Source organism: Paraburkholderia sp. EG286A (genome assembly GCF_040965375.1).
GTDB lineage: Bacteria > Pseudomonadota > Gammaproteobacteria > Burkholderiales > Burkholderiaceae > Paraburkholderia.
Genome location: NZ_JBFRCB010000010.1, coordinates 171,628 through 197,282 on the forward strand (window position 1 = coordinate 171,628; position 25,655 = coordinate 197,282).

Here is a 25,655-nt window from a genome sequence, read left to right on the forward strand (position 1 = left end):
GAGCGAAACAAAATGACGAATCTGGTTATTGCCGAACACGACAATCAGTCGATCAAGGCCGCGACGCTGAACACGGTCGCCGCAGCACAGAAAATTGGTGGCGACGTGCACGTGCTGGTCGCGGGTCACAACGCACAAGCCGCAGCGGATGCCGCCGCGAAGATCGCAGGCGTTGCAAAGGTGCTGCTGGCCGACGCGCCGCAACTCGAGCAGGGTCTCGCCGAGAACGTCGAAGCGACGGTCCTCGCTATTGCGAAGAACTACACGCACATCCTCGCCCCGGCAACGGCAGCGGGCAAGAACGTCACGCCGCGTATCGCCGCGAAGCTCGACGTCGCACAGATCAGCGACATCACCGCCGTGGATTCGCCGGACACGTTCGAGCGTCCGATCTACGCGGGCAATGCGATCGCGATCGTTCAATCGATCGATCCGATCAAGGTCATCACTGTCCGTACGACGGGATTCGACCCGGTCGCGGCCGATGGCGGCAGCGCGGCAGTCGAGAAGATCGAAGCCGCAGCGGACAGCGGTCTCACGCAGTTCGTCGGCCGTGAAGTCACGAAGCTCGACCGTCCGGAACTCACGAGCGCGAAGGTCATCGTCTCGGGTGGCCGGGGTCTGGGCAGCGGCGAGAACTACACGAAGGTGCTGGAGCCGCTCGCGGACAAGCTCAATGCCGCACTCGGCGCCTCGCGCGCAGCCGTCGACGCGGGTTACGTGCCGAACGACTACCAGGTCGGTCAAACCGGCAAGATCGTCGCGCCGCAACTGTACGTGGCGGTGGGCATCTCGGGTGCGATCCAGCACCTCGCCGGCATGAAGGACTCGAAGGTCATCGTCGCGATCAACAAGGACGAAGAAGCACCGATATTCAGCGTGGCCGATTACGGTCTGGTGGACGATCTGTTCGGAGCCGTTCCCGCCTTGATCTCCACTCTCTGACACATTCCCGCAAGGCTCGCCAGTGCGAGCCGACCGAAAGAAAACCATTTTCACTCTTATCAGCGGAGCAATTCAAACATGATTTCGACGACCGACCCACACATCAATCGCAAACCGAGAAATATTTCGGATGCCGAATGGGATGCGCGCGTCCAGGTGGCGGCTGCATATCGCCTGGCCGCGAAGTTCCAGCTCACCGATCTGATCTACACGCATATTTCCGCGCGCGTTCCGGGTACGCACGATCAGTTTCTCATCAACCCGCACGGCTGGTTCTTCGACGAGATCACCGCGTCCTCGCTGGTGAAGATCGATGTGAATGGACATCCCGTCGACGACGACCGCTTCGAAGTCAACGCAGCGGGCTTCACCATTCACAGCGCGCTTCACCAGGCGCGTCACGACGTGGAGTGCGTGGTGCATCTGCACACGACCTACGGCATGGCGGTTGCCGCGATGGAATGCGGGTTGCTGCCGCTGAACCAGATCAGCATGCAGTTCTACAACCGCGTGGCGTACCACGAGTACGAAGGCATTTCGCTCGAACTCGACGAGCGCGAGCGCATCGTCAAGTCGATCGGCAAGCGCGACTATCTCATCCTGCGCAATCACGGTCTGCTGACGACCGGCCGCTCGGTCGCCGAAGCCTTTACGCGCATGTTCTACCTGAACCGCGCTTGCGAGATCCAGGTCGCGACGCTCTCGGCCGGTCAAAAGGTGGTGATTCCTTCACCGGAAGTCTGCGAACACGCGGCGAAACAGCACGACGATTACGCGTATCTCGACACCGTGCACCTGGACCGCGAATGGACGGCGCTGCTGCGGCTGCTCGATCGCGACGGCGCCAATTACCGCAGCTGATTGGCTTGCGGCCGCATCGGTCGGGCAATGGGGCGCGAATACGCCACGTCTCATTGCCCGGGCCGAAATCTGAATCACCTTCAATTCAACCGCCATCGACTGGCACTCGCCGAAATTCAGCGGTTCGCCGTGCACGCTTTTTACCGATTCGACACGACGCGCGAGACGCAATTGAAGGGCCTGCGATTTCCCTTCGCCGTGGCGTGGCGAGCCGAAAGAGGGCACCACGTGCTCACGAGCCGTCTCGGCGGCAAGCAACTGGACTTGAATGCGCCCATGCGCGTCCGTACCGAGGAAATGTTCGACGTGTACGCGATACCCGACGAGAGCGGCGCGGCCAGCGGCTGGCTGGAGCTGGAGATTGGCGCGTATACGGCGGCAATGGAGCCGGACTGGAAAGGCCTGACGCAAGCCTTCTCGCGCGATGGCGGAGGTTTTGGACTCGCATTGGCGCAAGCCATGTTCAGGCTGCCGTGGTACGCGTGGCGAATCGAAGACGTGGCACGGGCGCTGGGTGTGACGCGGCGCTCGCTTCAGATGGCGCTCTTTCGCGAATCGTATAGCTTCGACGCCGCGTTGCGGCGCTGCCGGCGGCTCAATCAACTGTTGCGCGAAGGCGATGCGCGGCGTCGCTTCGCGGCGATGGCCGGGAGCGCAGCGCAAGAGCCGCCTTTCCGGTGAAACGCCTGCGGGCAAGGAAGACAGGAAGAGACATGCACGAGACCCCACAAGGAATCAATCGAGGTGACACGGCCATCGCTCTGGGAGAGATGGATTTCGCTCCGCATGCGGAGCACCACACGCGGCGCGACGAGACGCGCTCATCGAACGTTCCCGCAGGCTCGCTCGGCTCCAGCCTGAAGCAACGCCATGTGGTCATGCTTTCGATCGGCGGAAGTATCGGCGCAGGGCTGTTCGTTGGATCCGGCCACGCCATTGCCGAAGCGGGGCCGGGCGCGATCATCGCCTATCTGCTTGCCAGTCTGCTCGTCGTGCTCGTGATGCGCATGCTGGGCGAGATGGCCTGCGCGATGCCGGATTCGGGCTCGTTCTCGACCTACGCGGGGCGAGCGATCGGCCCGTGGGCAGGGTTCATGATTGGCTGGATGTACTGGTGGTATTGGGTGCTCGTGCTGCCGCTCGAAGCCACAGCGGCGGCCAATATTCTGAATAGCTGGTTTCCGCAGGTTGAAGTGTGGAAGTTTTGCGTGGCGGTGACGCTGACGCTGACCATAGCCAACCTTGCGAGCGTCAAGCACTACGGCGAGCTCGAATTCTGGTTTTCGGTTGTGAAGGTCGCGGCGATCATCCTGTTCATCGTCGGCGGCGTGGCGGCCATCGTGGGCGTCATTCCTGGCGTCCATGTGAACGTCAGCGGCAACGTGTTCGGGCAGGGCGGCTTTCTTCCGCGCGGTTATGCGCCTATCGCGGGCGCGATGCTCACAACCATGTTCACGTTTCTCGGCACGGAAGTCGTGACGATTGCGGCCGCCGAATCGGCGAACCCGGAAAAGGAAATCTCACGCGCCATTAGTTCGGTGGTCTGGCGCATCTCGCTGTTCTATATCGGATCGATTTTCGTGATCATCGCGGTGGTGCCGTGGAATGCGCCGGAACTGACGCGTATCGGTTCCTATCAGGCCGTGCTGCAGGCGATTCACGTTCCGTATGCGAAGCCCCTGATCGACCTGCTGATTCTCGTTGCCGTCTGTAGTTGCCTGAATTCGGGGCTCTACACCGCATCGCGCATGATTTATTCGCTCGGAGAAAAAAAGCAGGCGCCCGCCATGGTCAAGCGCACGACGCGCTCGGGTGTTCCCGTAATTGCCGTCCTCGCTTCGACATCCGCGGCATTCGCCGGCTGTGCGGCCAATTATCTGGCGCCAAAGTACGTGTTCGAAACGCTGCTGTCCACGACCGGAACCATGGCATTGCTCGTCTATCTGGTAATCGCCGTGAGCCAGTTGCGCATGCGCCGCGCCTTGATCGCATCGAACAGGCTGCGGGTGCGCATGTGGCTGCATCCGTTCCTCGGGCTTTTCGTCGTGGCACTCATCGTCCTCGCGTTCGTCGTGATGGTATGCGGCCAGGCGCATCGCAGTGAAGTCGTGTCGACGTTGGGGTTGAGTGCGCTGCTCGCGGTTACAGGAATGATCGTAGAGCGCCGCCGGCGTAAGCGTCCCACCGAGCTGGTGGGCCTGAACAGACAGCGCGGCTAAAACCAACTGCGCGACCGCGCTGCGCTTCAGATCACCTGCCCGATACCGAGGTTGACGGCTGTGGTCGTGCCAGCCGGCGCGAATAGCGTATTGGCCGAGCCTTGCAGTGCGGCGCGTATCGAACTCAACGTGCGTCTCGTGCCGGGCGGCAAGGGCACGACCTGGCTGCACGAGCAGCTGAACGTGAGCGACACGCTGCGCTTTTCCGGCCCGTTCGGCAGCTTCTTCGTGCGCGCATCGGACCCGCAACCGATCATCCTGATCGCGGGCGGCTCGGGGCTTTCGAGTCCGCGTTCGATGCTGCTCGATCTGCTCGCGCAAGGCGACACGCGTCCTCAGTTACAACTGGCCCGGCAACATCCGCGAGCTCGAGAACATCGTCGAGCGCGGTGTGATACTCGCGGGCGACGACGCGCCGATCGACGTGGGGCATCTCTTCATCAGCGGGGAAACGTTCGACCTCTCAGTGTTTGGCGTGGACGAGCATGGTAGCCTGTTGCCGTCCGACAAGCTCAACGCGCTCGCGGATGCCGGCGCGGGTTCGGGCGACGAGGCCGAACGCATAACGCGCAAGGTCACAAGTCTGTTGATGGGCACCGAAACCGACGGCGCGCCGCTCTCGCTGGACGACATCGAATCGGCGTTGCTCAAGAGCGCGGTCCGCCAGGCGTCGGGGAATCTTTCGGCGGCGGCGCGCAGTCTCGGTATCACACGCGCGCAACTTGTTTATCGGCTTAAAAGCTGGGGGTTGTGGGTTTGATGGGGCGTGGCTGCGTCTGGGTGGAGGTGCGCTGGTGTGCTCTTCATCTATTATTTAACATAATAAAAGTTATCGAAGTTTTTACTGTAGGTCCCAAATAGAAATGTCGGGTTTCCGCTAAATAGAAATGTCGTGTTCCGTATATAGGTTGAGCGCCGGACATCCACAGGGAACGCCAGGCTACTGAGCTTTGACGAACTTGAGCGTCATACGATCCGATTCTCCAATCGCAGCGTAGCGCGCCCTGTCGACGTCGCCGCCCGCATATGTCGGCGGAAGCGACCAGACGCCGTGCGGATAGTCCTTGGTATCTCGCGCGTTCGCGTTGATTTCACTACGTCCTGCCAGCGTGAATCCGGCCGCTTTCGCATGTTCGATCACGTAGTCCTCCGTTACGTACCCGGTGTCGATCATTTGCTGAAGGGTTGTTCCCGGTCGCGCGCGATGTTCCTCGACACCCAGTATTCCGCCAGGTTTGAGTGCGCGATAAAAGGCCCGGAGATTCGCGTCGAACTGACCGTCCTTCATCCAGTTGTGGATGTTGCGAAACGTGAGCACGCGATCAAACTGACCATCCGCGTTGAATCCCGTGAATTCCCCGGCGCGCAACGTGCCGACCACGACATTGCCGTAAATAGCCGGCGCTCCCGCCAGCTTGCGCAGATATGCGGCATCCGTTGGACGGTCCTCATCCGCCAGCTCGGCCGACGTGCTGATGTACTGCGCTTCGTAGAGATGCCCGTGACCGTGCAGATACGGCGCGAGTATGTCCGTGTACCAACCGCCGCCCGGTGCGATCTCCAGGACCGTCTGGGTTGAACCGACCTCGAAAAACTGCAGTGTTTCTTGTGGATGCCGATAGACGTCTCGCGCCCTTGCCTTCTCGCTGCGCTGGGGGCCGTCGATGGCCGCAGTCAGCGAAGTTGCCGCCAACCCGGAAGCTTGCGAGCTGCGAGAAACCGCTTGCGACGAAGCGGTGCAGCCCGCGGTCATCACCGCAGCGGATACTGCAGCAATTGCAAAAACGAGCACTAGCGGATATCCAGGCAGTGTCCGGCGCTGGCTGATCTCGATCATTTGCGATTTCGTCGTGTTGGGATTGCCATACGATACAAGTTTTCTGCGCCCTCCTGGCGCCAACCACCCCAGTACCGGTCTTCGCTCCGCGCGCTCAGGGGCCGGGAGAGATCGACACCGGCCTCATTGCAGGTCAAGGTGCCCATAGACGGAACGCCGCGCCGGCTCAGCGCGGCGAGACGACAATTGCGACCCGGCGGTTTTGCGCGCGGCCGGCTTCCGTGCGGTTGTCGCCCACCGGGTCGCGCTTGCCCTTCGCGATGATTTCGATGTGTTCGGCAGGAAGGCCGGTGTCGACGAGTTCGAGCGCGACGACCTCTGCACGGCGTCTGGACAACTCGAGGTCGTAGGCGTTCGAACCCTCCCCGTCGCTGTAGCCGTAGATGCGCACGCTGTTAAGCCCCGCCCCACCAAGCGTCTGGCCAACGCGCTCGACGATCCGGCGGGCATCGGGCTTGAGGTTGTAGCGGTCGAAGTCGAACAGGATGGGTCCGGTCAAGCCGAACTCGAACCCCTGCTCGGTCTCCTGGAACCCTGCCGACGTGAGTGCCTGAACCTGCGTCTGCGTCAGGCCGCGGTAAAGCGGCGGCGTTTTGCAACCCCCAAGCAGCAAACACAGGAGCACCGTGCTCCCCACGCCTGTGCGCCAGATACTTGCAGGAAACGGGTGCTTCTTCATCGCATTCCCCTCGAGCACGCCAGCCAGGCGCGCACTATTTCGAATTCCTGCGACGCGGCTAGCTGCTGTGCCATGCCATCACGTCAGGCCGGTCCGGCGACACCTTCGGCGAACTGCCACGAGCCCGGCCGCGCGCGCTTGGCCCGGTACATCGCTGCATCTGCAGCGCGCAGCAAGCCCGTTGCGTCGCTCGCGTGATCGGGATACAGCGCAATCCCGATGCTCATCATGGTGGCCACCGTGCGGCCATCGGACAACGTGATCGACAGCGTCATGCCAGACAGTATGTCCTCGGCGATACGGGTGGCGCTGGCCAGTTCGCGCATCGGCGCCAGCATCACGGCGAATTCGTCGCCGCCCAGGCGCGCAACCAGATCGACCTCGCGCAACTGCGTGCGCAGTCGCGCCGCAATGCCGATCAGCACCGCGTCGCCGGCGTCATGGCCGAGGCAGTCGTTGATCTCCTTGAAACGGTCACAGTCGAGATAGAGGACGGCAACCCGCTGCTCCGTCACCATGGCCTCGCCCAGGGCGCGCTTGAGGCGAGCCTCGAACTGCAAACGGTTGGGCAGGCCAGTGAGCGCATCGTGGGTTGCCTTGTGTTCGAGCGACGCGTTTTCGTCGCGCAGGTTGTTTTGCCAGTCTTCGAATTCATCGAGCAAGGCGTTGAAATCGTCGCCTAGCTGGTTCAGTTCGGCAATCGCTGCAGGCTCGACACGTCGCCCGAACGCGCGTTCGCGCCGCACTGCGTGGGCGACGCCGGCCAGCGCGCGCAGCGGAGCGACGATGTTGCGCACCACGCGCTTCGAACTGACATAGGCGCCAAGCACGCTAACGGCGAGGCAGGCCAGGATACCGCCGACGCCGCCGAGCAGGAAGCCGAAGAACTGGTGCCCCTGGCCACGCACTTCGACGTAACCGACGACGATGCCATCGTGCAGCACCCGTACGGTCACGGGCCCGGGCAGCGCAATATCGGCAACTGCTCGCTCGAGCCTGGCGATCGCACTGGCGGATGGCGTTTGCCATGCCGCGAACGGCTGCCCCCTGCCATCCGTGACGACGATCTCAGCCACGTCCTCTTCCTTGGCGATCAGCTCGATCGCCTGGGTCGCTGCAACGTGATCGCCGAACACCAGCGCCGCCTCGACCGTATACCCGAGCGAACGGGCCAGCAGGTTCAGGTTGTTGCCGGCATATGCCCGCAACGCGATCACGGCGACCATGATCAACGATACCGCAGCCATTGTGACGGCGACGAACGCCAGACGCAGGTGCGCGCGGCGCAATACGCCTTGCAGCGTCGGGCGCGGCGTGGGCGGAGGGGAAACGGGGGGCGCGGGCTGTGTCATGGCGTCACCGGCCGCCGCGCGAGGTTGAGCACATTCGGGTGGACTCGTACACCGCTGCGCGCCACGGCATCGAGATTGATATCGAACGTGACGCGTTCGACATCGACATTGAGGCAGAACATGCTGCCCGCGGTGCAGGACGGATCGTGTTCTGCAATCGTCAGGACCGGATGGCCAGCCAGGGCGGCGCTGACCTGTTGTCGCTCGGCGGCGCTCAGCTCGCCTAGATAGACGACCTGGCAGGTTGTGCCGAGGGTGGAATCATCAAACTGGACGTGCTGTACCTCGAGCGGCGTCGAGCCGGCCTGCAGCGTGTCGACGAGGCCCTGCGCGTAGTCGGGCCGGCCCGTCACGCACAGGTGCAGGCGCGCGGGCGGCGTCGGCCAGCGCGTGAAGCTGATGATGCCCAGCACGACCTGGTGCACGGCGGCGTCGCGTGGCGAAATCGCGGCATCGGTACGGCTCGCACCGGTAACGGCGTGCGCCGTGCTGGCTGGATCGACCGACCTGGCGGGTGCGTCGGCGTGAGAGGCCGGTGCTGCGCCCAGCGCGCAAGCCACTGCGAGCAAGACATGGCGAAGCGAGGCCGACCAGCCAGCCCGGCCAGACGTCGCCAGCGCAATGATCTCCGTCGCGCACCCATGCGTCATTGCTGTCGCACGACAGGCGCCCGCCGCACGCACGCTCGCATCCATGATGAAAACACTTGTTGGCGTCGATCCGCGCGCTGCGTTCTGGCTCCCGCCAATTGGGGGCCTGCACCAGCTTGTGCGCATCGAAATTCATCTTAGGCGCAAAGTCGCTGTGTCAACGAGTCGGAAACACCTGTTTTCGTTGTGGCCATCGACGATTGCCACTTTGCAGCAGATTGATCTGAACATTGGCGCGTCAAAACCGTCGGTGCACGCCGGGGGGCCGGCCAGGCGGCCGGGAAAGGAAGAGCGTATCGACGCGCGCAGGGCGTGCGCGCGATCGATCGTCAGTGTTGAGTGGGTTGGATTGGTCTTGTCGTCGGCACAGGCGTCAAACCGCGAGAGATGGTTCGCATGCCTACACACATATCCCAGGAAAATCGCTTAAGACACCTTGTGGATCCAGCCGAATGGGTCGGCAATTTTGCCGCGCTGAATACCGGTGAGCGTAGTGCGAATTCGTTGTGTGACAGGTCCTTCGCCACCATCGCCGATCTTGAATTCGCCCGCCGCGTGACGAACTTCTCCGATGGCCGTCACAACCGCCGCCGTACCACAGGCGAAGGCCTCCTTGACGCGACCGCTGATCGCATCGGCTTGCCACGATGCAAATGCATAAGGCTCTTCGGAGACTGTGATGCCTTCCCGTCTGGCCAGCTCAATAATGGAAGCACGCGTAATACCGGGCAAGATGGTGCCCGACAGCGGAGGGGTACGCAGGGAGCCGTCGTCCATCACGAAGAACACGTTCATGCCGCCCAGTTCTTCGATCCATTTGTGTTCCGCAGCGTCGAGGAACACGACCTGGTCGCAGCCTTTCGCTGCCGCCTCGGTTTGCGCAATCAGGCTGGCGGCATAATTTCCGCCGCACTTGGCCGCGCCTGTTCCACCTGGTGCCGCTCGGGTGTATTGGTCGGACACCCAAACAGTGACCGCTGTCTTACCCGCCTTGAAATACGGCCCAACGGGCGAAGCGATAACACAGAACAGATACTCGTTGGCGGCGCGCACCCCGAGAAAACTCTCCGTTGCAAACATGAAAGGCCGAAGGTACAAACTGCCATCGCCGCCAGGAACCCAGTCCCGATCGATCTTCACGAGCGCATCCACTGCGCCGGCAAAGAGTGTTTCGGGGAGTTCCGCCATGGACATGCGCGCTGCCGACGCGCGAAACCGCCTGGCATTCTCGTAAGGCCTGAAAAGCGAGATCGAGCCGTCGTCGCCGCGATAGGCTTTCATGCCCTCAAAAATCTCCTGCGCGTAGTGCAGGACAGCGCAGGCGGGGTCAATCTGAAACGGCCGGCGCGGCTCAACTTTCGCATCGTGCCAGCCAAGGGTATTGGTCCATCGGACAGTCACCATGTGATCGGTGAACACTCGACCGAATACCGGGTTGGCAATGCTCGCGGTGATCTCATCGCGTGAGGTAGGTGTCGTGCTGGGCGAAATAGCAAACTGGACAGTTGTTTCAGTATTCATGGTTTCTTCGAGCAATGACGAAAATAACGCGGTCGCAGGGTTCCTGCAGTCCGGCGGTCTGTGACGTGAAACCCTTGGTCGCTGACCGTTATCGATGCGCGCTGCCGGAATTCACGCCTTCGCCCGGACGTGCCAGGGCAAGCAGCGCGACATCGGAAACGATGGCCTCACGATCGGCGAGAGCCTTGAAGCGCGCGAACGCTGCATTCAATTCTGCATCGCTGTCCATCATGACGCCAAGCTCACTCAGGCGCTGTTTGAAGGCGCTTCGACCAGAAAGCTTCCCGAGCACGATCCTGTTTGCGCTCCAGCCTACGTCTTCCGCCCGCATGATTTCGTACGTATCGCGCGCTTTGAGCACACCGTCCTGGTGGATGCCGGACGCATGGGCGAATGCGTTAGCGCCAACGACCGCCTTGTTGGGCTGCACTGCAAATCCGGTAACCTCCGAGACCAGCTGTGAAGCGGCGACAATCTGGCTCGTATCGACGCGCACGTCAAGGTCGAAATGATCTCTCCGGGTCCTGACTGCCATGACGACTTCCTCGAGCGCCGTATTCCCTGCCCGTTCGCCCAGTCCGTTGATCGTGCACTCGATCTGCCTTGCGCCGCCCGATTTGACCGCGGCTAGTGAGTTCGCCACCGCGAGGCCAAGATCATCGTGACAGTGCACCGAAAAAACCGCCCGGTCCGAATTTGGAATGCGCTCGCGCAGTTCGCGGATCAGTGCTGCATAACCGTCTGGCATGGCATAGCCAACGGTATCGGGTACGTTGATCGTAGTCGCGCCTTCGGCAATCACACCCTCCAGCACCCGGCAGAGAAAGTCCATGTCTGAGCGACTAGCGTCCTCTGGCGAGAACTCGACGTCATCGGTGAAACTGCGCGCCTGACGCACCGCGCGACGCGCCTGCTCGTACACCTGGTCGGGCGACATACGGAGCTTTTTCTCCATGTGCAGCGGCGATGTCGCGAGAAAGGTATGGATGCGAAAACGACTGGCTGGCCGCAGCGCTTCGGCCGCACGTGAAATATCACGCTCGTTCGCGCGTGCGAGAGAACAGATAATGCTGTCTTTCACTTCGCTTGCGATTGCGCGCACTGCCTGGAAATCGCCCTCGGAGCTCGCTGCGAAGCCCGCTTCGATCACGTCGACCCGCATACGCTCGAGTTGCCTCGCAATGCGGAGTTTTTCTTCTTTTGTCATCGACGCACCCGGCGACTGCTCTCCATCCCGCAAGGTGGTATCGAAAATGATGAGTTGTTCTGCCATGCCAGTCTCCTGTAGGGATCGGCAACTGCATTGATCAGGGAATGGGGGGTAACCTTTCCCGCTTGCCGGAACGCTGGATCACAGCGCCCGACCGTTCGCGATTATAGCCAACGATATTTCAGGTGAACCTGGGGTCAACCCGCGACTTTGAGGATCCAGTCGCACGGCCAACGTGCAAGGCAACACAACGCTCACCGGTCCCGCGCAGCGCTTGCCCGCTTGCGGATCATCTCGAGAAACCACTCGCGCGGCAATGTCACACGTGCAGCCAAAACAGTACTCGACTAACGTCTACCGCGCATTTTCCTCTTTCCCGTGTTCAGAAGGCCTTCCTGAGCGTTCATGTATCTCTCGGGGGCTCCACTGTCTTCTGGCGGACAGCGCTCGCAGCCCGCGACGCAGCACAGTAGCGGCCTTGACCGCTGGTTGTACGCGCACTGCTCGACGCGCACGTCATGTAACCTCCGCGAGGTGACGTCGTACAGATAGCCAAAGCGCTCATGCTCGTGCAGGCCAAACGCCACCAGCGACAGGGTGTCTGGGCCGTCGAAGAATTGGAGCGCACCGTCGCGATGTCCACCGTAACGCCATCCGCGGATGATCAACCGGTGCCGGTGTTCGTCGCTCCAGCCCATGGCGAGCTTCGGCGCGGTCTCATAGAACACCGTGCGCGCGGCCCGCTACCAGCGTGGCTGCTGCCAGCCTGGTTGCTGCCATGGTGGCTGCTGCCAGGTTGGCTGACGGGCACCGTGTATGTCGCCTGCCACCGCACCCGCGGCGCCGCCGATGAGCGCACCTGTCCACGCGTTGCCACCGGCGATCGCCGCGATGCCCGCGCCCGCACCGGCCCCAAGCGCCGCACCGCTCACGGCGCCCTGCTCGCGCGGGGTCATATTCGTGCAACCTGTCATGGCAATGAGCCCGACGATGCTTGCGATCCATCCCAGTCGTTTCATGATCTTCGCCCTCATTGACTCTTGTTCTGGCCCGGTACGACCATCTGGAACCAAAGGGTCTCGATCACCGGATGCTGGATCATTGCGGGGTTCGCCGTGTAGTAGCTGTCCAGACCCTGGCGTACGCTGTCGAGCGTCTGGCCCTGCATGCCTTTGCCGAAGCGTTGCGCGATATCGTTGCTGTTTACCGTATTGCCGGCATAGGCATAGGCACGCTCAATATCCAGCAGATTCGCAATGCCGACGAGATAGGCTTTCTTCTCCGCATCCGTTGACGCCATCCATTGCTGTCCGGTGACGATGGGAATGCCTTGCGCTCGCGCGACACTCCCCATCATTGCCAGCGACAGGAATAATAGAGACAACAGCGTTTTCCAACGTGGTCTGATTGCCATCACATGCTCCATGGAAGTCATGTTCCCCGGCCGGCCGCCGATGAACGGCTCCGGCGTGATCGGGCTGAGCGAACTACCAGCTATGAACCTGAACCGGCTTTCGGCCATTCCGCAGCATTGCCGTGAAGCTTGATGAAAGAGTACTCGCGATCCTCGCGCTGCGCTTCGTACGGTGTCGTAGACATCGAACCCGGTCGCATCAAGTCGTTGCGCATCCCGCGTTACGCGCGATTCAGCGAGGATGTGCGTTTTCAATGCCGGGTGCATATCAGGTTCGACCGCCGGCAACCCGATCGGCATGACTCAATCGACAGAAAAGATGTATGTGTACGTTGAGGCAGATGCGCCGTCACGGTTTGCTCGAGCGGGTGGCGCGTGACGGTACGTCCGATGCATTGGGCAGCGTGCCCAGGGAACGCTCGTCGGCGAAGTGATGATAAGACTCCGGTTGCAGGAGCGGCCACACGAATTGCAGAGCGGCTCCCACCGCAAGGACCGCGGCGCCGGCGAGCAGCAAGCGGGAAGTTTTCATGTTGATCACCTCCGCAGTGCGCGAAATATTTCACAGCCCCGAACAGGACGCGCGCGAACCGGCTTTTACGATGCAATCGCCGCATGCGGACCACCAAAATGCTTTGCTTTCGGTAGCAGCATGCGGATGCATGCGAGGCGTACCATTCTTCCCATTAAAAGTACACCTAACGGATACGCCCGCCCCTTCTTATCCGGTTTATCCTGGTGCGGCCTTTATATCAGGGGAGCGGAATGCTTAGAGCCGCGCACCGCCCGTCGCGTCGATCACCTGCCCCGTCGTCCAGCGTGCCTCATTCGACGCGAGGAAGGTGACGACGTCAGCCACATCGACAGGTTGACCCACTCGCGAGAACACCGACATGGCCTCTGCGCCGGCACGTGCCTCCGGTACCTTGATCCACGCCGCATTCATGTCGGTCTCCGTCACGCCCGGCATGACCGCATTCACCGTGATACCACGAGGACCGAACTCGGGGGCAAGCGCCAGCGTCAGCGTTTCAATGGCACCTTTCGACGCGGCATAAGCGGGATGCGTTGGAGCCGCGACACGCGTAAAACCCGTCGAAACGTTGATAATTCGTCCATTGTCGCGGATGTGATCTGCAATAGCCTGAATCAGGAAGAACGGTGCCTTGAAGTTGATCGTCAGGACCTCGTCGAATACTGATTCACTCGTCTGTGACAGGGGGATGGCCGGTGCCACGCCAGCGTTGTTGACGAGAATGTCTAGCCGGGGTTCGCCTATGGCGCCGATCGCGGCTGCCTTGAACTGATCCCAGATACTGTCCGTTGCTTGCTTCCCGCGATTCAGGTCCGCTTCGATAGCGACCGCTTTCGATCCGAGCGCTTCGATTTCACGGATGGTGGCGTTCGCCGCATCCCGATTGGTGCCGTAGTGCACGCCGATGAGCGCAGCCCCTTCTCTCGCAAATGCTAGCGCGACAGCACGCCCGATGCCACGCGAGCCTCCCGTAATAAGGGCCACCTTGTTTGAAAGTTTTGCAGACATCGACCACTCCTTCCTGACTGAATTAGTAGTGATCGCTATAATATTAACGTCGAAACATGCTTGTCAACGATTTTTATAGGACTCGATATAAAAATGAGCGAACCCGCCCGGAAACGCGGCAGGCCGAGGTTGCTGGACCGCGACGTGGGACTCGATGTCGCCGCCCGGCTGTTCTGGGAGCATGGATACGAGGGTACCTCGATCGCCGATCTGACCGAGGCCATGGGTATCCCGCCGCCGTCCCTCTACGCAACGTACGGCTCCAAGGAAGACCTTTACAGACAGGCGCTCGACCATATCAGCGAGCGCGAAAACAAAGCGGCGCTGGAAGCGCTAGGCGGAAAGATGCCGGCCCACGATGCAATAGCGTTCTACCTGCACGATGCGGCGACGCGCTTTACCGCCGCGGGAAGGCCGCGCGGCTGCATGGTTTCGACTGCTGTTCTCCAACACGCCGAAAAGTGCGAGTCTGTCGCCCAGACGGTCGCCGCAAGGCGCGCGCTCGGGCTGCAGACCATCAAGGCGCGCTTCGACCGTGCCGTCGCTGAGGGCGAACTTGCCCCCGATACCGACACCGATGCGCTCGCACGCTTTTATGGCGCAGTGGTGCAAGGCATGTCGGCGCAAGCGTGTGACGGGGCATGCAGGGAAACATTGCAGCGGCTGGCTGATATTGCGTTGTCGGCGTGGCCATCGCCCTCAGTTCATCGCCAGAAGCCGGTTTCGTGAGCGAACCGGTTATCACCAAACAGGACACGGCGGTAACTATGGGATTCGGCCACCCGGAGGCGGGCGACATCGCGACACCGGTGGCGCTCTGTTGCTCCGGCGAAACCAGGTCGTCTCACAGACTACCAAATCGACAGGCGCTCGTCAGCGAGATCCAGCGCAGTTATTGGTGTGCCAGTCGTGATCTCCTTGCCGTCTTCCCACGCTCGACCCGGAGGATTGCCGGTAGCAACACATTATTCTTCGCGGCCGTCACTTCTGCGAGAATCGATATCGCAATTTCGGGCGGCGTGCGGCTGCCGATATAGACCCCGGCCGGACCGCGCAACCGTGCGAGTTCTGCGTCGCTCAGATCGAACTCTTTGAGCCGCTCCCGCCGAGCAGCATTATTGCGCCGCGAGCCTAGCGCGCCGACATAGAACGCGGGTGTCTTCAGCGCTTCCATCAGCGCAAGATCGTCCAGTTTAGGATCGTGCGTGAGTGTAATGAGTGCACTGCGTTCGTCGAGTCTCATATCCAGGACCGTATCGTCGGGCATGGTGCGCACGAGTTTCGTGCCGGGTACATCCCATGTGTACACGTACTCCTCGCGCGGGTCGCACACCACCACCTGATAATCGAGCCCTGTCGCGACCTGGCACAAGTAGCGCGATAGCTGTCCCGCGCCAATCACGAGCATACGGTAGCGTGGCCCGTGAATCGTCGTCAAACGCGTCTCGTTGAAGTACACACCGTCAGTCGTCCTCGCTGGCCCGAGTGTGGCTGCACCCGTTGACATGTCTAGCGTGCGCGCCACCAGTTCGCCGCGACCGAGCGCTTCGTGCAAGGCCTGAATGCCGCTTTGCCGCGTAATCGGCTCGAGCACGAGTTGCATCGTACCTCCGCAAGGCAGCCCAAAACGGCGTGCCTCCTCGGCGCTAATGCCATATTCGACCACTTCCGGGGTCCTTTGCGCGACGCCGTGCCGACGCACCTGGTCGATGAGGTCATCTTCGATGCAGCCGCCCGAAATCGAGCCCACCACGTGACCGTCGGCGCGCAGGACAAGCATCGCCCCCTCCGGGCGAGGTGACGAACCCCACGTTTTCACAACCGTCACGAGCAGCATCCGATGACCTGCGTCGAGCCAGCGCATCGTTGTTTCCAGCACCTCGAAATCAACACTGTTCATGCTCATGTTCCTTCAGTACCTGCTCAAGCACCGTCACGCACGCGCCCCTACTGACTGCCGAACGGCTCTTTGAGCGTCAGCCGGTTGGTCACGGACGTCACGCCCGCAACGCTTTTCGTGATCTCCGTCGCCTCGCCAATCTGGGAGGCGTCCGCCACGGTCCCGTCGAGCGTCACCGAGCCACGCTTCACGACCACGCTGATGTTGCCGGCGTTGATCTCCTTGTGCTTCGCGATCGCCGCGTAGACCTTGCGGCGCAGCGCAAAATTATCCTTTCGGTTGCTCTTCGCGCCCATGTCCCCGGACGCTTCGGCCACTGTGCCCTTTGACGCGCTGCGCGCTTCGCTCTCGCCGGCCTGTGCCCAGACGTGAATGGATGCTGATCCGACCAGTATTCCAACAGCGATCTTGAGTGCCCTGCTTGTCTTCATCGAATGCTCCAGTGCGCGGGGTGAGATCAGAAGACGTGGCGAATGCCGATCATCGCCGCGGTGCTTGAGGTACCCTCGGGAACCGGCGCGGCATAGGCGATTGTCTGGCTCATCCTGCCGCGGTTATTGACATGGCCAATCTGTATGTAGGTGATGGTTGTCCTGGACAAGCTGTATTCGGCACCCACCGCGTACAAATCCGATTGATTGGCTGAAACGTTGCGATCCTTCAGGTAATAGAAGCCCGAGGTAACCTTGAGAAAAGGAGTGAACTTGTAGCCGAGTCCCCCGGAAATCATCTCGAAGTCGTCTTGACCACTTTTCGCTGGATTCCTGCCGATGCTGTATGACGTCGACACCGACAGGTCATGGAACGTATACATCGCGCCGACATAGTAAAAGCGGTTGTTATCGAGCCCGGTGGGCGGCGCCGTGACGATCGTGCCGGCCGCTGTCGTCGTGAACGGATTGCTGTCGTGGCCGTTGTAGTAGGCAGCCGAAAGATTCAGACCGTAGTTCGAATACCTGAGCACTGCCGATTCGCGCGTGCCCCCCTGGAATTGACCGGCGACGCCACCCGGCGCGTATTCGAGTCCCAGCGATAGACCGTGAAATTTCGGCGACTGGTAAACAATCGCGTTAGAGTCGTACAACGCACCGATCGCTCCGTTTGTACTGGTGCCCTGCCAGCCTGCAGCCTGATTCATGCCAAGCCATGCGGTGAGGATACTGCCGAAGAATTGCGCGCCACGTACGTCGGTGTCGGCCATCGCAAATATCATCGGCACGAACTGACGGCCCGCATCGATCGAGCCGAAAGGACCGGAGATGCCTATCGTCGCTTGCTGGTTGAAGATTGCGCTGACGCCCGGTGTGTCGGACAGTCCGAACTTCCCGTTGGTACTGGTGAATGCTCCCTGGAGCCTGAAGTTGACCTTGTAACCACCGCCAATGTCTTCAACGCCCTTGAGCCCCCAGAAACTGGTGAAAATACCCGCGTCCTTGAGTGCGTACACGTGCCCGAGATTCACTTTCGACTGGAAATTCGGCGCATTCGCGCTTTGATACAGCAATCCCGTATCGACGGCGCCATACAGCGTCACCGACGATTGCGCGTGTGCCGCGACCGTCCACGCAGAGAGCGTCGAGGCGACGATCACTTTCATTTTCATGCTGTCTCCAATGTCATATTTTTTGGCGGATGCGTGCCACGCTGCGAACTTCCGCGTCGTCCTTTCAGGCAGTTTCCGGCCCGAAAAATACCGCGGCCAATCCCATTCCGAATACGGTGGCGAGAGTGATTCCCACCACACGGAATCCCAGATGCGCCGATGCAAGCGACACGAGCAACGGTCCAAGCGCGGTAAGGAGACGTGCCATATTCCAGGCGAAGCCTTGTCCTGTGGCGCGAACATGGAGTGGAAAAAGCTCAGTCAGGTACAGAGCGACGATGCCAAATCCGCCCATTGCGAAAAACCCGAATCCAAGCATCGCGAAGTAAAACGTCCCCAGTGTTTTCGCCCCTCCAAAAAGGGCGACGACTGCAATCCAGGCGCCGGCACAAAACACCGCGTAGACGATCCGTCTGGAAATACGCGGTATCAGACTGACGAGGAGCAGAATCGAGGCATATCCAAGTGCCGCACCGACGTTGGTCGCCATGAAAGCGATGCCCGTCTGTCGCGTGAATTCCGCGTTCCCGGCGAATGGGAAGAACTCTCTCAGCAAGGTGGGAAAGAGGATGGATGCCCCCCAGCCACCGATCATCATTGCCGAGGCAATGAGCGTTCCGACCAGGGTTCGACGGCGCAACGGGCTGCCAAATATCTCCGATATCGAGCCCATTTTTGGACCTGCGTGACGCATTGCGGCCGCACGTGACTGCTCCCAACGCGCCGATTCCGGTGTGATGAAACGCAGGCCAAGGCTCGCGAGTGCCGGTGCCGCACCTACGCCAAGCACCCAACGCCATCCAGCGCCGGAAAGCAGGATCGCAAGCGCGGAGGCGGCAACCAGCCCTGCCACATTGGCAACCTGCATCACCTGAACGGCCTTCGCCCTGTGCTTTTCCGGCCAGGTCTCCACGACGAGCGCGGCCCCGGCGGCCCACTCCCCTCCGATTCCGAAGCCCGCCAGCATCTGAAACACGAGCAGCTGATACCAGTCTCGCGCGAAGGCACCGGCTGCCGTGAATACCGAGTAAATCAGCATCGTGCCGAGCATCACTCGAGCTCGTCCGAACCGGTCTGCCACGATACCGAACAGAATGCCGCCGATGCCCCAGCAAAGCAGCTTTGCGCCGACAATGAGCCCGCCAATCCGCATGACGCTGCCTTGTGAGGCCCCGAGCAGGTCGTGAAGGGCCGGAACCATGATCATGGTGAACAGGTAGAGATCCATCGCATCGAACATCCACCCCACAAACGCGGACGCAAGCACGATCCACGCGGCCTTGCCCACGACAGAAGCGCCGACATTGCTCCCATGTTCTGTCGACTCAAAAGGAGTCGATTTCGTTTCCATCTTCCCATCTCCTGCTTTGCACAACTTATGATTGGAAAAGCACTTCCCGACACTTCGATGGCATCGCATATCGGGCATGACAAGGCTCAGTAGAAGCGGCTGCCGTTTGCCACGACCTGACCAGACTGAACAAAAACCTCAACCAGGAAAACTATGACGAACGCGGCCTGGCAAACCACTGCCTGCACTTCGAAACCAGCGTTTTCCACAGCAAGCCGAGCACGGAAATCTCGTTCGTCGAGCCCGCAGCGTTGTCACGGCGTGTTGCCGCCACAGGTTCTCTTTCTCCAGTGGCTGTCGAAGCGAACGCGTCTGTGTCGACCCGGGGCACCCTTGCTTCAGTCTGCCGGTCCGCAAGTTTCTCCAGCAAATTAGCCGCGAATTGACGGACCATCTGTTCCGATACGGCGTTGATGATTCCAACCCCGCGGCCGTATTGCGCCACCTGCCCCGCCATCTGCACACTGGTGCGAACGTCGACCTGGGTGCCGGCGGCGTCACTGAGGCGAGATAGAGAAAACGTGGTCACCGTATTGGCCGATCCGCGGTTCCTGGTCTCCTGCCATGTGGCCTCAACGGTCGCCGTATACGCGTCGCCCAACGGGGCGCTCAAGGTGACCAGGCCGGAGAACTCCATCGCGATTGGACCCAGCCTGACGCGAATCAGCCCCTTGTACGAGTCCTGGCCGAGTGTGTCCGTGAGCGTCGCACCGGGAAAGCAGGACACCACCAGCGGTACGTCGAGTAGTGCGTTCCAGGCACTCTCGATCGTCGAGTCGACCGAAAAGCGATTTACGATTTCCATACTTCTCCACCTTCATCCGTGTATTGCTCAAACTGGCCCAATAGCACTTCCGCGTACGCATCGGGCGCGTCGACACATGCGAGGTGCGCGGCAGCGCGCAGCGTTCGTTCCTCCGCGCGGCGGATTCCTTGCGTCAACCGCGCCGATACGGCTCTGGGTACACTCCCGTCGAGTTCGGCGTTGAGCACGAGCGTCGGGACTTCGATGTCGCACAGCAGACTGGACACATCGTCCGTGGCAATGGCGTGCAATATTTCCAGGTAATCGGTAGAAGCGATGGCCGCAATCTGCTGGGCAAGTCGCTCCCGCTTCGGATACGCCGTGTTTCTGTGAAGCGTCTGCTCCACGTACATGCGCGCAAAGAGATGCATTGGCAGCTTTTTCAACATCCCTTCGGTTGCTGCGAGCCGCCTGGCTACGGCCGGTCCTGAAACGCTTGCGTAAGCGCTCGACAAGACCATGACCGCCACGCGTCGACCCAGCTTCGCGGCAACGCGGACTGCAGTGAGTCCCCCCATCGAGATGCCCACCAGGCCAAAACGGTCGAGACCAATGGCCCCCGTCACCGCGACGACGTCGCTGGCAACCGCGTCTGCATTCCACGCGCTTCGCTTCGTCGAGTCGCCGTGACCTCGGGCATCTATCGCCACGACTCGATATTTCGCGGTGAGTGCGGGCAGAATGTCGTCCCACAGCGCGCTCGATGTACCGAGACTATGGAGCAAAACGACCGCGGGCCCGTTGCCGATGTCGATATAGGCAATGCGCTCGCCGTCGACGCTCAGAAACCGCTTGTCGTGGGACGGCACGAACGGCGCTGTCGCGTCGAGGCGAGCCGCGATCGAGTCCGCCAGAACATCGGCGGCAAGCGCGGCGAGCGTTGGCGTATGCGGACCGGCCGATTCCCGCAAGAAGGTCTTGACTCCGCGTAACGCCTGCGGCGCCCGGCTGTTCATGAACGCGATGAACTCGTCCTGCGCGTTGTCCAGCTCCCAGGGAGCGACGACTTCACCGATCAGCCCATACTCCAGAGCGGTCGTCGCGTCGATGGGCCGGCCCGTCAAAACCAGGCGCGAAATTGCTTTGACATGAACCCGCGCGATGAGCACGGACATCAGCAGTGCTGGAGCAAACTGCTTCTCCAGTTCGTTGGCTTCGAACTGGCTACGCACGTCGGCGACTGCATAGTCGCTCGCTGCAACGATTGCGCAACCCAAACCCGAAGCGAGCCCTTTGACGAAACAGGCAACCGGTACCGCACTCGAACGGATGGCCTCGTAGAGCGCGAGAATAGGCGCCGCCCCTCGTTCCTTGATTGCGGGGCGTGGATCTTCCATTGGGGCAAGTGCCGGCGGTGACGATGCGGCCCGGCCTGTGCAGAAGTTCTCGCCCTCCCCGGACAACACGATTGCCACGGTGCTCTCGGGAGGGTCGCCGATCACCTCGGTGAGCGCTCGCAACATGGCGTCATCCAGCTCGTTCCTGCCGTCGGCGCTGTTCAGGGCAATATGCAGAACATGCCCCTTCATCTTCAGCAGAAGATTTTCATGCATTCTGGTCTCCACGTTCATCGCGATTTCACGCCGGGTGATGGCATGCCCGGTACGAACTGCCGAACAACCCCCTGGTTCTGAAGTGACCTCAGTTCGTCGATATCGAGGCCGATGTACTCGCCAAGCACGGCGTTCGTATGCTCCCCCAGATGGGGTGGGTAACTCGCACCGACAGGACCCGAAGTATCGAGCTTGATTGGATTGCCGGGCACGCGCACATGAGATCCCGCTCGGCTGCGAAGCTCGACGAGCATGTCTCTGTGCGCAACCTGCGAGGCGTTCAGTGCCTTATCGACTGTCTTGACCAGAGCGGCCGGAATCGAGGCCGAATTCAGCAGATCGAGCCAACTCTGCGCGGGTTCGGACCGGAAGCGCGCCTCCAGTGTTTCCCATAGCGCCACCTTGTTTGCGAGGCGTTCGGCCGGATCCTTGAATCTCGGGTCGTGGACGAGGTGTGGCAAACCGACTGCCTTGCACAGGTCGGCCCACATACGTTCGGTGTTGGCGGTCACGACCAGTGAAACGCCGTCGCCACATTCGAACGAGCGGTAAGTCGGTATCGAATCGTGGCCTCGTCCCTGTGGTTCCGGCACTTCGCCCGACAGCAGGTAATAGGCACCTTGATAACAAAGCATGGCGATTTGCGCATCGAGCATCGACACATCGACGAACCGTCCTTCGCCGGTAGTCTGGCGCTCGACCAGCGCAGCGAGTATGCCCATCACGCCATACATGCCGGCCGCCAGGTCGCCGATCGGAATGCCAGCGCGAACGGGTGCCTGCCCGGGCTCTCCGGTCAGACTCATGCCCCCCGACATCGCCTGCACGATCATGTCGTAAGCGGGAAGATCCCTGTCCGGGCCGGTCTGTCCGAAGCCGCTGATACTGCAATAGACGAGCCGCGGATTGCGCGCACGAAGCGCCGCTTGACCGAGCCCGAGCCGCTCCATCACACCGGGGCGATTGTTTTCTACGAGGACATCGGATTGCGCCGCCAGCTCCCGAACGAGTTCCGCTCCCCTCGCGGTCTTGAGGTCGATGACGACACTCTTCTTGTTGCGATTGACCGCGAGATAGTAGGCGCTGTCTCCCTCTACGAAATGGGGAGGCACGCCGCGTGAAAGCTCGCCCGCCGGCGGCTCGATCTTGATGATCTCGGCGCCGAGGTCACCGAGGATCTGCGTTCCGAAAGGGCCCGACAGGAACTGCGTGAGATCCAGAACCCTCACGCCGCTCAACGGACCCGTTTTTCCAGATTCCATATCGTTATCCTGCAAGTTCTTCGTTCGAGGTGTGTGAAAGGGCGACGTCGCTGTAGGCGCCGGCGGCATGCAGACGTTCAAAGATCATTTCAGGCAGCACGGGAGTTTCGTCAAATCGGATAGACCATCGGCTCAGCGCATCCTCGATGGCACTGACGATCGCCGCGGATGCAGGAATCGTCCCGCCCTCCCCGGCGCCTTTGACGCCAAGCGGGTTGTTCGGCGAGGGCGAAACGAGATGCGCCATCGCGATGTGGGATGGCATGTCGAGAGCGGTCGGCAGCAGAAACTCGGCGAAATTCGTCGCGAGCGGCTGGGCATTCTCGTCGTAGGCATGCCGCTCGAGCAGCGTATTGCCGATCCCATGGGAAATCGCGCCAATCACTTGCCCCTCGACGAGCATCGGATTGATCACATTCCCGCAATCGTGCGCAACGCCATAACGCAAGACCTTTACGTAGCCAGTCCCGAGATCCACCTCGACTTCCGCGAACGCCGTTCCGTTGGCGTAGACACTGGCTTTCGGGGAGAAGTAATGCGTGACGGTCATGCCTGCATCCAGACCGTCGGGAAGCGTGAACCCAGGTATCCCATAGGACATCTGAGCGATTTTCCCGAGCGGCAACGCCCTTTCCGGCTGACCTCGCGCGCATACGACGCCACGCGCGATCTCGATCTGATCCAGCGGAACACGAAGGGCGTTCGCAGCCAGCGCCCTGATTTTTCCGGCGAGCTTGCCGCATGCGATGTGAACGGCATTTCCGGCGTTGACGGTGATCCGGCTCGCGAATGTCCCGACGCCCATTGCAAGCTTGCCCGTATCGCCGACGACGACCGTGATGGCATCCATCTCGACACCGAGCTGATCGGCCGCTATCTGGGCAAAGATGGTTTTCATGCCTTGTCCCTGCGCGCCGGCGCCACCGACGTCCAGGTGGATGCGTCCGTCGTTTTGCAACGTGACTTCCGCTCCTTCATAAGGACCGAGACCGCAACCTTCGACGTAGTTGGCAAAGCCGATCCCGAGATACCGTTGCTGCGCACGCGCGTGCTCCTGGCGGGCGCGGAACGCGTCCAGACCGGCAAGCTCGACCGCCTTTTCCTGGGTCTCCGGATAGTCTCCGGAGTCATACACCATCTGCGAACCGTCACGGAATATCAGGCCGGTTTTGTACGGCAACTGTTCCGGCTGCACGAAATTGCGGCGTCGAATTTCCAGACGGGTGAGGCTGAGCTGGTCGGCTGCCGCATCGAGCATCCGCTCCATCGCGAATACCGCTTTGGGCCGCCCCGCGCCGCGCACCGGCGTGGTCGGCACCATGTTCGTGCACGCGACTTTCAGCTTCACGTCGAATGCGGGGACGACATACGGACCCAGCGACGAGGTCACCGCGATGATCGGCACGACAATGCCCCAGGGCACGTACGCACCGTTATCGTGGACCACGGAACCGCGCACGCCGAGGATCTTTCCGTCCTGGTCGAGCGCCATCTCGAGATCCCACAATTGATCGCGCTCCTGGGTAATGCACAGGAAGTGCTCGCGCCGATCTTCGGTCCATTTGACCGGCACACCCAGGCGGAGTGCCGCGGAGGCCACGACGAACTCTTCCGGATAGGCGATACCCTTGGGACCGAACGCCCCTCCGACGTCCGGCATGATGACCCGGATCTTCGCTTCGTCGTAGTGGAGCGCTTGCGCGAGAAGACGTCTTTCGAGGTGCGGCGCCTGGCCTGAATTCCAGACGGTCAGATCGCCGGTGCCGCCATCGAGCCGCGCGAGGGTCGCGCGGCACTCCATCGGGTGCGCAGTTCCGCGATGATGGAATATCTCGCGCTTGACCACGTGTGCTGCGCTCGCAAAAGCCGAGTCGACTTCGCCGAAAGCAAACGGCATGTCGAGCAGGAGGTTTGTCGGAACGTCGCTGTGAGCCCGTGGCGCATCCGGGTCGAATATCTTCCTGATGTCGCCGGCAACAGGCAGTACCTCGTAGTCGATCTGCACCAGGTTAGCGGCGTCTTCCGCGATGTACCGGCTTTCGGCAAGGACAACAGCAACCGCCTCGCCGACGTAGCACACCTCGTCCGCAGCCAGCGGCGACCACATGCGCGGCTCAGTGAGCATGTGCGTGGGCGCCAGGACAGGCAACGGCCGCCGCAGCGCTTCATCCAGGTCGGCGAACGTCCAGACATGCTGCACGCCCGGTACGGCCTTTGCTGCTTGCGTATCGATGTGCCTGATGCGGGCGTGCGCGTGCGACGATCGCACGAAACAGCAATGCAACGTTCCAGCAAGGTGGATATCGTCGACGAATTGCCCCTCGCCTTTGAGCAGCGCGGGGTCTTCCGTGCGCTTGACGGGTTTGCCGACATATCGCGCGCCCACGGCCGACTCCGAAGGGGCATCGCCGCTCTTCGAGTGTGCGGTAACCGGTCCGAAAGCGGGATCGGGCTCGCCGCGCATTCGCGCTGCAGCGAGCAGCGCCGCTTCGACTATGGCCTGGTAGCCCGTGCAGCGGCAGATATTCCCGCTGATCGCATCACGCACTTGAGCCTCGGACGGGTCGGGGTTGGCCCGCAGAAACTCCGTGAGCGTGGTCAACATGCCCGGAGTGCAGTATCCGCACTGCAACGCATGGCGATCCTGAAACGCCTGCTGCAGGATGCCGAGCGAGCCGTCGGCATTCGCCAGCCCCTCTACGGTGGTGACCTTCCGCCCGTCGACCTGGCCACAGAGCTGAAGGCATGAGCGCATGGAACGTCCATCCACCAGTACCGTGCATGCCCCGCAAACACCATGCTCACAGCCATAATGCGTGCCGGTCTTGCCAAGCTGGTGACGAAGAAAATCGCCGAGCGTCACTCTGGGGTCGATGTCGCAGGTCACCGCCTGTCCGTTCAGTTCGAAGGCAATTCTTGCCTGTTCTACGAATTCGATTCTCTGATCCAT

At 61.4% G+C, this 25,655-nt stretch carries 24 protein-coding genes and 2 pseudogenes; 7 read left to right on the forward strand and 19 right to left on the reverse strand.

All coding sequences use genetic code 11. The features are described 5' to 3' along the window. Positions 1–12: 12 nt before the first annotated feature. The 6 genes and pseudogenes from AB4Y35_RS35670 (at position 13) to AB4Y35_RS35695 (ending at position 4,785) form a co-directional block, all read left to right on the forward strand. On the forward strand, positions 13–945 hold the full coding sequence (locus AB4Y35_RS35670) for an electron transfer flavoprotein subunit alpha/FixB family protein (protein ID WP_368708105.1): 933 nt from the start codon (positions 13–15) through the stop codon (positions 943–945). A gap of 78 nt (positions 946–1,023) precedes the next feature. Continuing rightward, positions 1,024–1,806 (forward strand): class II aldolase/adducin family protein, encoded by a 783-nt coding sequence (locus AB4Y35_RS35675; RefSeq protein WP_368708106.1) that lies wholly within the window; start codon positions 1,024–1,026, stop codon positions 1,804–1,806. 171 nt (positions 1,807–1,977) lie between these two features. Further along, on the forward strand, positions 1,978–2,487 hold the full coding sequence (locus AB4Y35_RS35680; protein WP_368708107.1) for a hypothetical protein: 510 nt from the start codon (positions 1,978–1,980) through the stop codon (positions 2,485–2,487). 197 nt (positions 2,488–2,684) lie between these two features. After that, positions 2,685–4,025: an amino acid permease gene (locus tag AB4Y35_RS35685; RefSeq protein ID WP_368708208.1), complete on the forward strand. Its 1,341-nt coding sequence runs from the start codon at positions 2,685–2,687 to the stop codon at positions 4,023–4,025. Positions 4,026–4,142: 117 nt separating this feature from the next. After that, a pseudogene (locus tag AB4Y35_RS35690) lies at positions 4,143–4,361 on the forward strand (FAD-binding oxidoreductase); the annotation flags it as partial. Between the two features lie 55 nt (positions 4,362–4,416). Beyond that, the gene (locus AB4Y35_RS35695; RefSeq protein ID WP_368708108.1) at positions 4,417–4,785 is read left to right on the forward strand and encodes a helix-turn-helix domain-containing protein; all 369 of its coding nucleotides are present in this window, start codon (positions 4,417–4,419) and stop codon (positions 4,783–4,785) included. Between the two features lie 180 nt (positions 4,786–4,965). On the opposite strand, the gene AB4Y35_RS35700 is transcribed toward AB4Y35_RS35695, so the two are convergent. The 11 genes and pseudogenes from AB4Y35_RS35700 to AB4Y35_RS35750 form a co-directional block, all read right to left on the reverse strand. Then, on the reverse strand, positions 4,966–5,862 hold the full coding sequence (locus tag AB4Y35_RS35700; RefSeq protein ID WP_368708109.1) for a class I SAM-dependent methyltransferase: 897 nt from the start codon (positions 5,860–5,862) through the stop codon (positions 4,966–4,968). Between the two features lie 166 nt (positions 5,863–6,028). Beyond that, positions 6,029–6,541, reverse strand: coding sequence for an OmpA family protein (locus AB4Y35_RS35705; protein ID WP_368708110.1), 513 nt, complete (start codon positions 6,539–6,541; stop codon positions 6,029–6,031). Between the two features lie 83 nt (positions 6,542–6,624). Then, a complete protein-coding gene (locus tag AB4Y35_RS35710) occupies positions 6,625–7,893 on the reverse strand; it encodes a diguanylate cyclase (RefSeq protein ID WP_368708111.1) in 1,269 nt (422 codons plus the stop codon). Continuing rightward, positions 7,890–8,588 carry a YfiR family protein gene (locus AB4Y35_RS35715; protein ID WP_368708112.1) on the reverse strand — a complete coding sequence of 233 codons (699 nt, stop codon included), beginning with the start codon at positions 8,586–8,588 and terminating at the stop codon, positions 7,890–7,892. The genes AB4Y35_RS35710 and AB4Y35_RS35715 overlap by 4 nt, the downstream gene beginning before the upstream one ends. A gap of 381 nt (positions 8,589–8,969) precedes the next feature. Next, the gene (locus AB4Y35_RS35720) at positions 8,970–10,064 is read right to left on the reverse strand and encodes a branched-chain amino acid aminotransferase (RefSeq protein WP_368708113.1); all 1,095 of its coding nucleotides are present in this window, start codon (positions 10,062–10,064) and stop codon (positions 8,970–8,972) included. A 133-nt stretch (positions 10,065–10,197) separates the two neighbouring features. Next, positions 10,198–11,337 (reverse strand): annotated as a pseudogene (locus tag AB4Y35_RS35725) (2-isopropylmalate synthase); the annotation flags it as partial. Between the two features lie 284 nt (positions 11,338–11,621). Further along, on the reverse strand, positions 11,622–12,002 hold the full coding sequence (locus AB4Y35_RS35730) for a hypothetical protein (RefSeq protein ID WP_368708114.1): 381 nt from the start codon (positions 12,000–12,002) through the stop codon (positions 11,622–11,624). Positions 12,003–12,017: 15 nt separating this feature from the next. Further along, entirely contained in the window at positions 12,018–12,293 is a 276-nt protein-coding gene (locus tag AB4Y35_RS35735) for a hypothetical protein (protein WP_342923770.1), read from the reverse strand. 11 nt (positions 12,294–12,304) lie between these two features. After that, the gene (locus AB4Y35_RS35740) at positions 12,305–12,988 is read right to left on the reverse strand and encodes a hypothetical protein (protein ID WP_368708115.1); all 684 of its coding nucleotides are present in this window, start codon (positions 12,986–12,988) and stop codon (positions 12,305–12,307) included. A 49-nt stretch (positions 12,989–13,037) separates the two neighbouring features. Next, on the reverse strand, positions 13,038–13,220 hold the full coding sequence (locus tag AB4Y35_RS35745) for a hypothetical protein (protein ID WP_368708116.1): 183 nt from the start codon (positions 13,218–13,220) through the stop codon (positions 13,038–13,040). A 237-nt stretch (positions 13,221–13,457) separates the two neighbouring features. Further along, positions 13,458–14,231: an SDR family oxidoreductase gene (locus AB4Y35_RS35750; protein WP_368708117.1), complete on the reverse strand. Its 774-nt coding sequence runs from the start codon at positions 14,229–14,231 to the stop codon at positions 13,458–13,460. A 93-nt stretch (positions 14,232–14,324) separates the two neighbouring features. On the opposite strand from AB4Y35_RS35750, the gene AB4Y35_RS35755 reads away from it, so the two are divergent. Then, positions 14,325–14,960, forward strand: a complete 636-nt coding sequence (locus tag AB4Y35_RS35755) for a TetR/AcrR family transcriptional regulator (protein WP_368708118.1) — start codon at positions 14,325–14,327, stop codon at positions 14,958–14,960. A 163-nt stretch (positions 14,961–15,123) separates the two neighbouring features. On the opposite strand, the gene AB4Y35_RS35760 is transcribed toward AB4Y35_RS35755, so the two are convergent. From AB4Y35_RS35760 to AB4Y35_RS35795, 8 genes are all read right to left on the reverse strand, one after another. Next, a complete protein-coding gene (locus AB4Y35_RS35760; protein ID WP_368708119.1) occupies positions 15,124–16,131 on the reverse strand; it encodes an XdhC family protein in 1,008 nt (335 codons plus the stop codon). A gap of 47 nt (positions 16,132–16,178) precedes the next feature. Next, positions 16,179–16,562 (reverse strand): BON domain-containing protein, encoded by a 384-nt coding sequence (locus AB4Y35_RS35765; protein WP_368708120.1) that lies wholly within the window; start codon positions 16,560–16,562, stop codon positions 16,179–16,181. Positions 16,563–16,588: 26 nt separating this feature from the next. Continuing rightward, positions 16,589–17,734 (reverse strand): porin, encoded by a 1,146-nt coding sequence (locus tag AB4Y35_RS35770; RefSeq protein WP_368708121.1) that lies wholly within the window; start codon positions 17,732–17,734, stop codon positions 16,589–16,591. A 64-nt stretch (positions 17,735–17,798) separates the two neighbouring features. Continuing rightward, positions 17,799–19,085: an MFS transporter gene (locus AB4Y35_RS35775; protein ID WP_368708122.1), complete on the reverse strand. Its 1,287-nt coding sequence runs from the start codon at positions 19,083–19,085 to the stop codon at positions 17,799–17,801. Positions 19,086–19,236: 151 nt separating this feature from the next. Further along, the gene (locus AB4Y35_RS35780; protein ID WP_368708123.1) at positions 19,237–19,890 is read right to left on the reverse strand and encodes an SRPBCC family protein; all 654 of its coding nucleotides are present in this window, start codon (positions 19,888–19,890) and stop codon (positions 19,237–19,239) included. Continuing rightward, a complete protein-coding gene (locus AB4Y35_RS35785; RefSeq protein WP_368708124.1) occupies positions 19,878–21,443 on the reverse strand; it encodes an alpha/beta fold hydrolase in 1,566 nt (521 codons plus the stop codon). Before AB4Y35_RS35785 ends, AB4Y35_RS35780 begins: the two co-directional genes overlap by 13 nt. A gap of 14 nt (positions 21,444–21,457) precedes the next feature. Further along, the gene (locus AB4Y35_RS35790) at positions 21,458–22,705 is read right to left on the reverse strand and encodes a CaiB/BaiF CoA transferase family protein (RefSeq protein WP_368708125.1); all 1,248 of its coding nucleotides are present in this window, start codon (positions 22,703–22,705) and stop codon (positions 21,458–21,460) included. 4 nt (positions 22,706–22,709) lie between these two features. Further along, the gene (locus AB4Y35_RS35795) at positions 22,710–25,655 is read right to left on the reverse strand and encodes a molybdopterin cofactor-binding domain-containing protein (RefSeq protein ID WP_368708126.1); all 2,946 of its coding nucleotides are present in this window, start codon (positions 25,653–25,655) and stop codon (positions 22,710–22,712) included.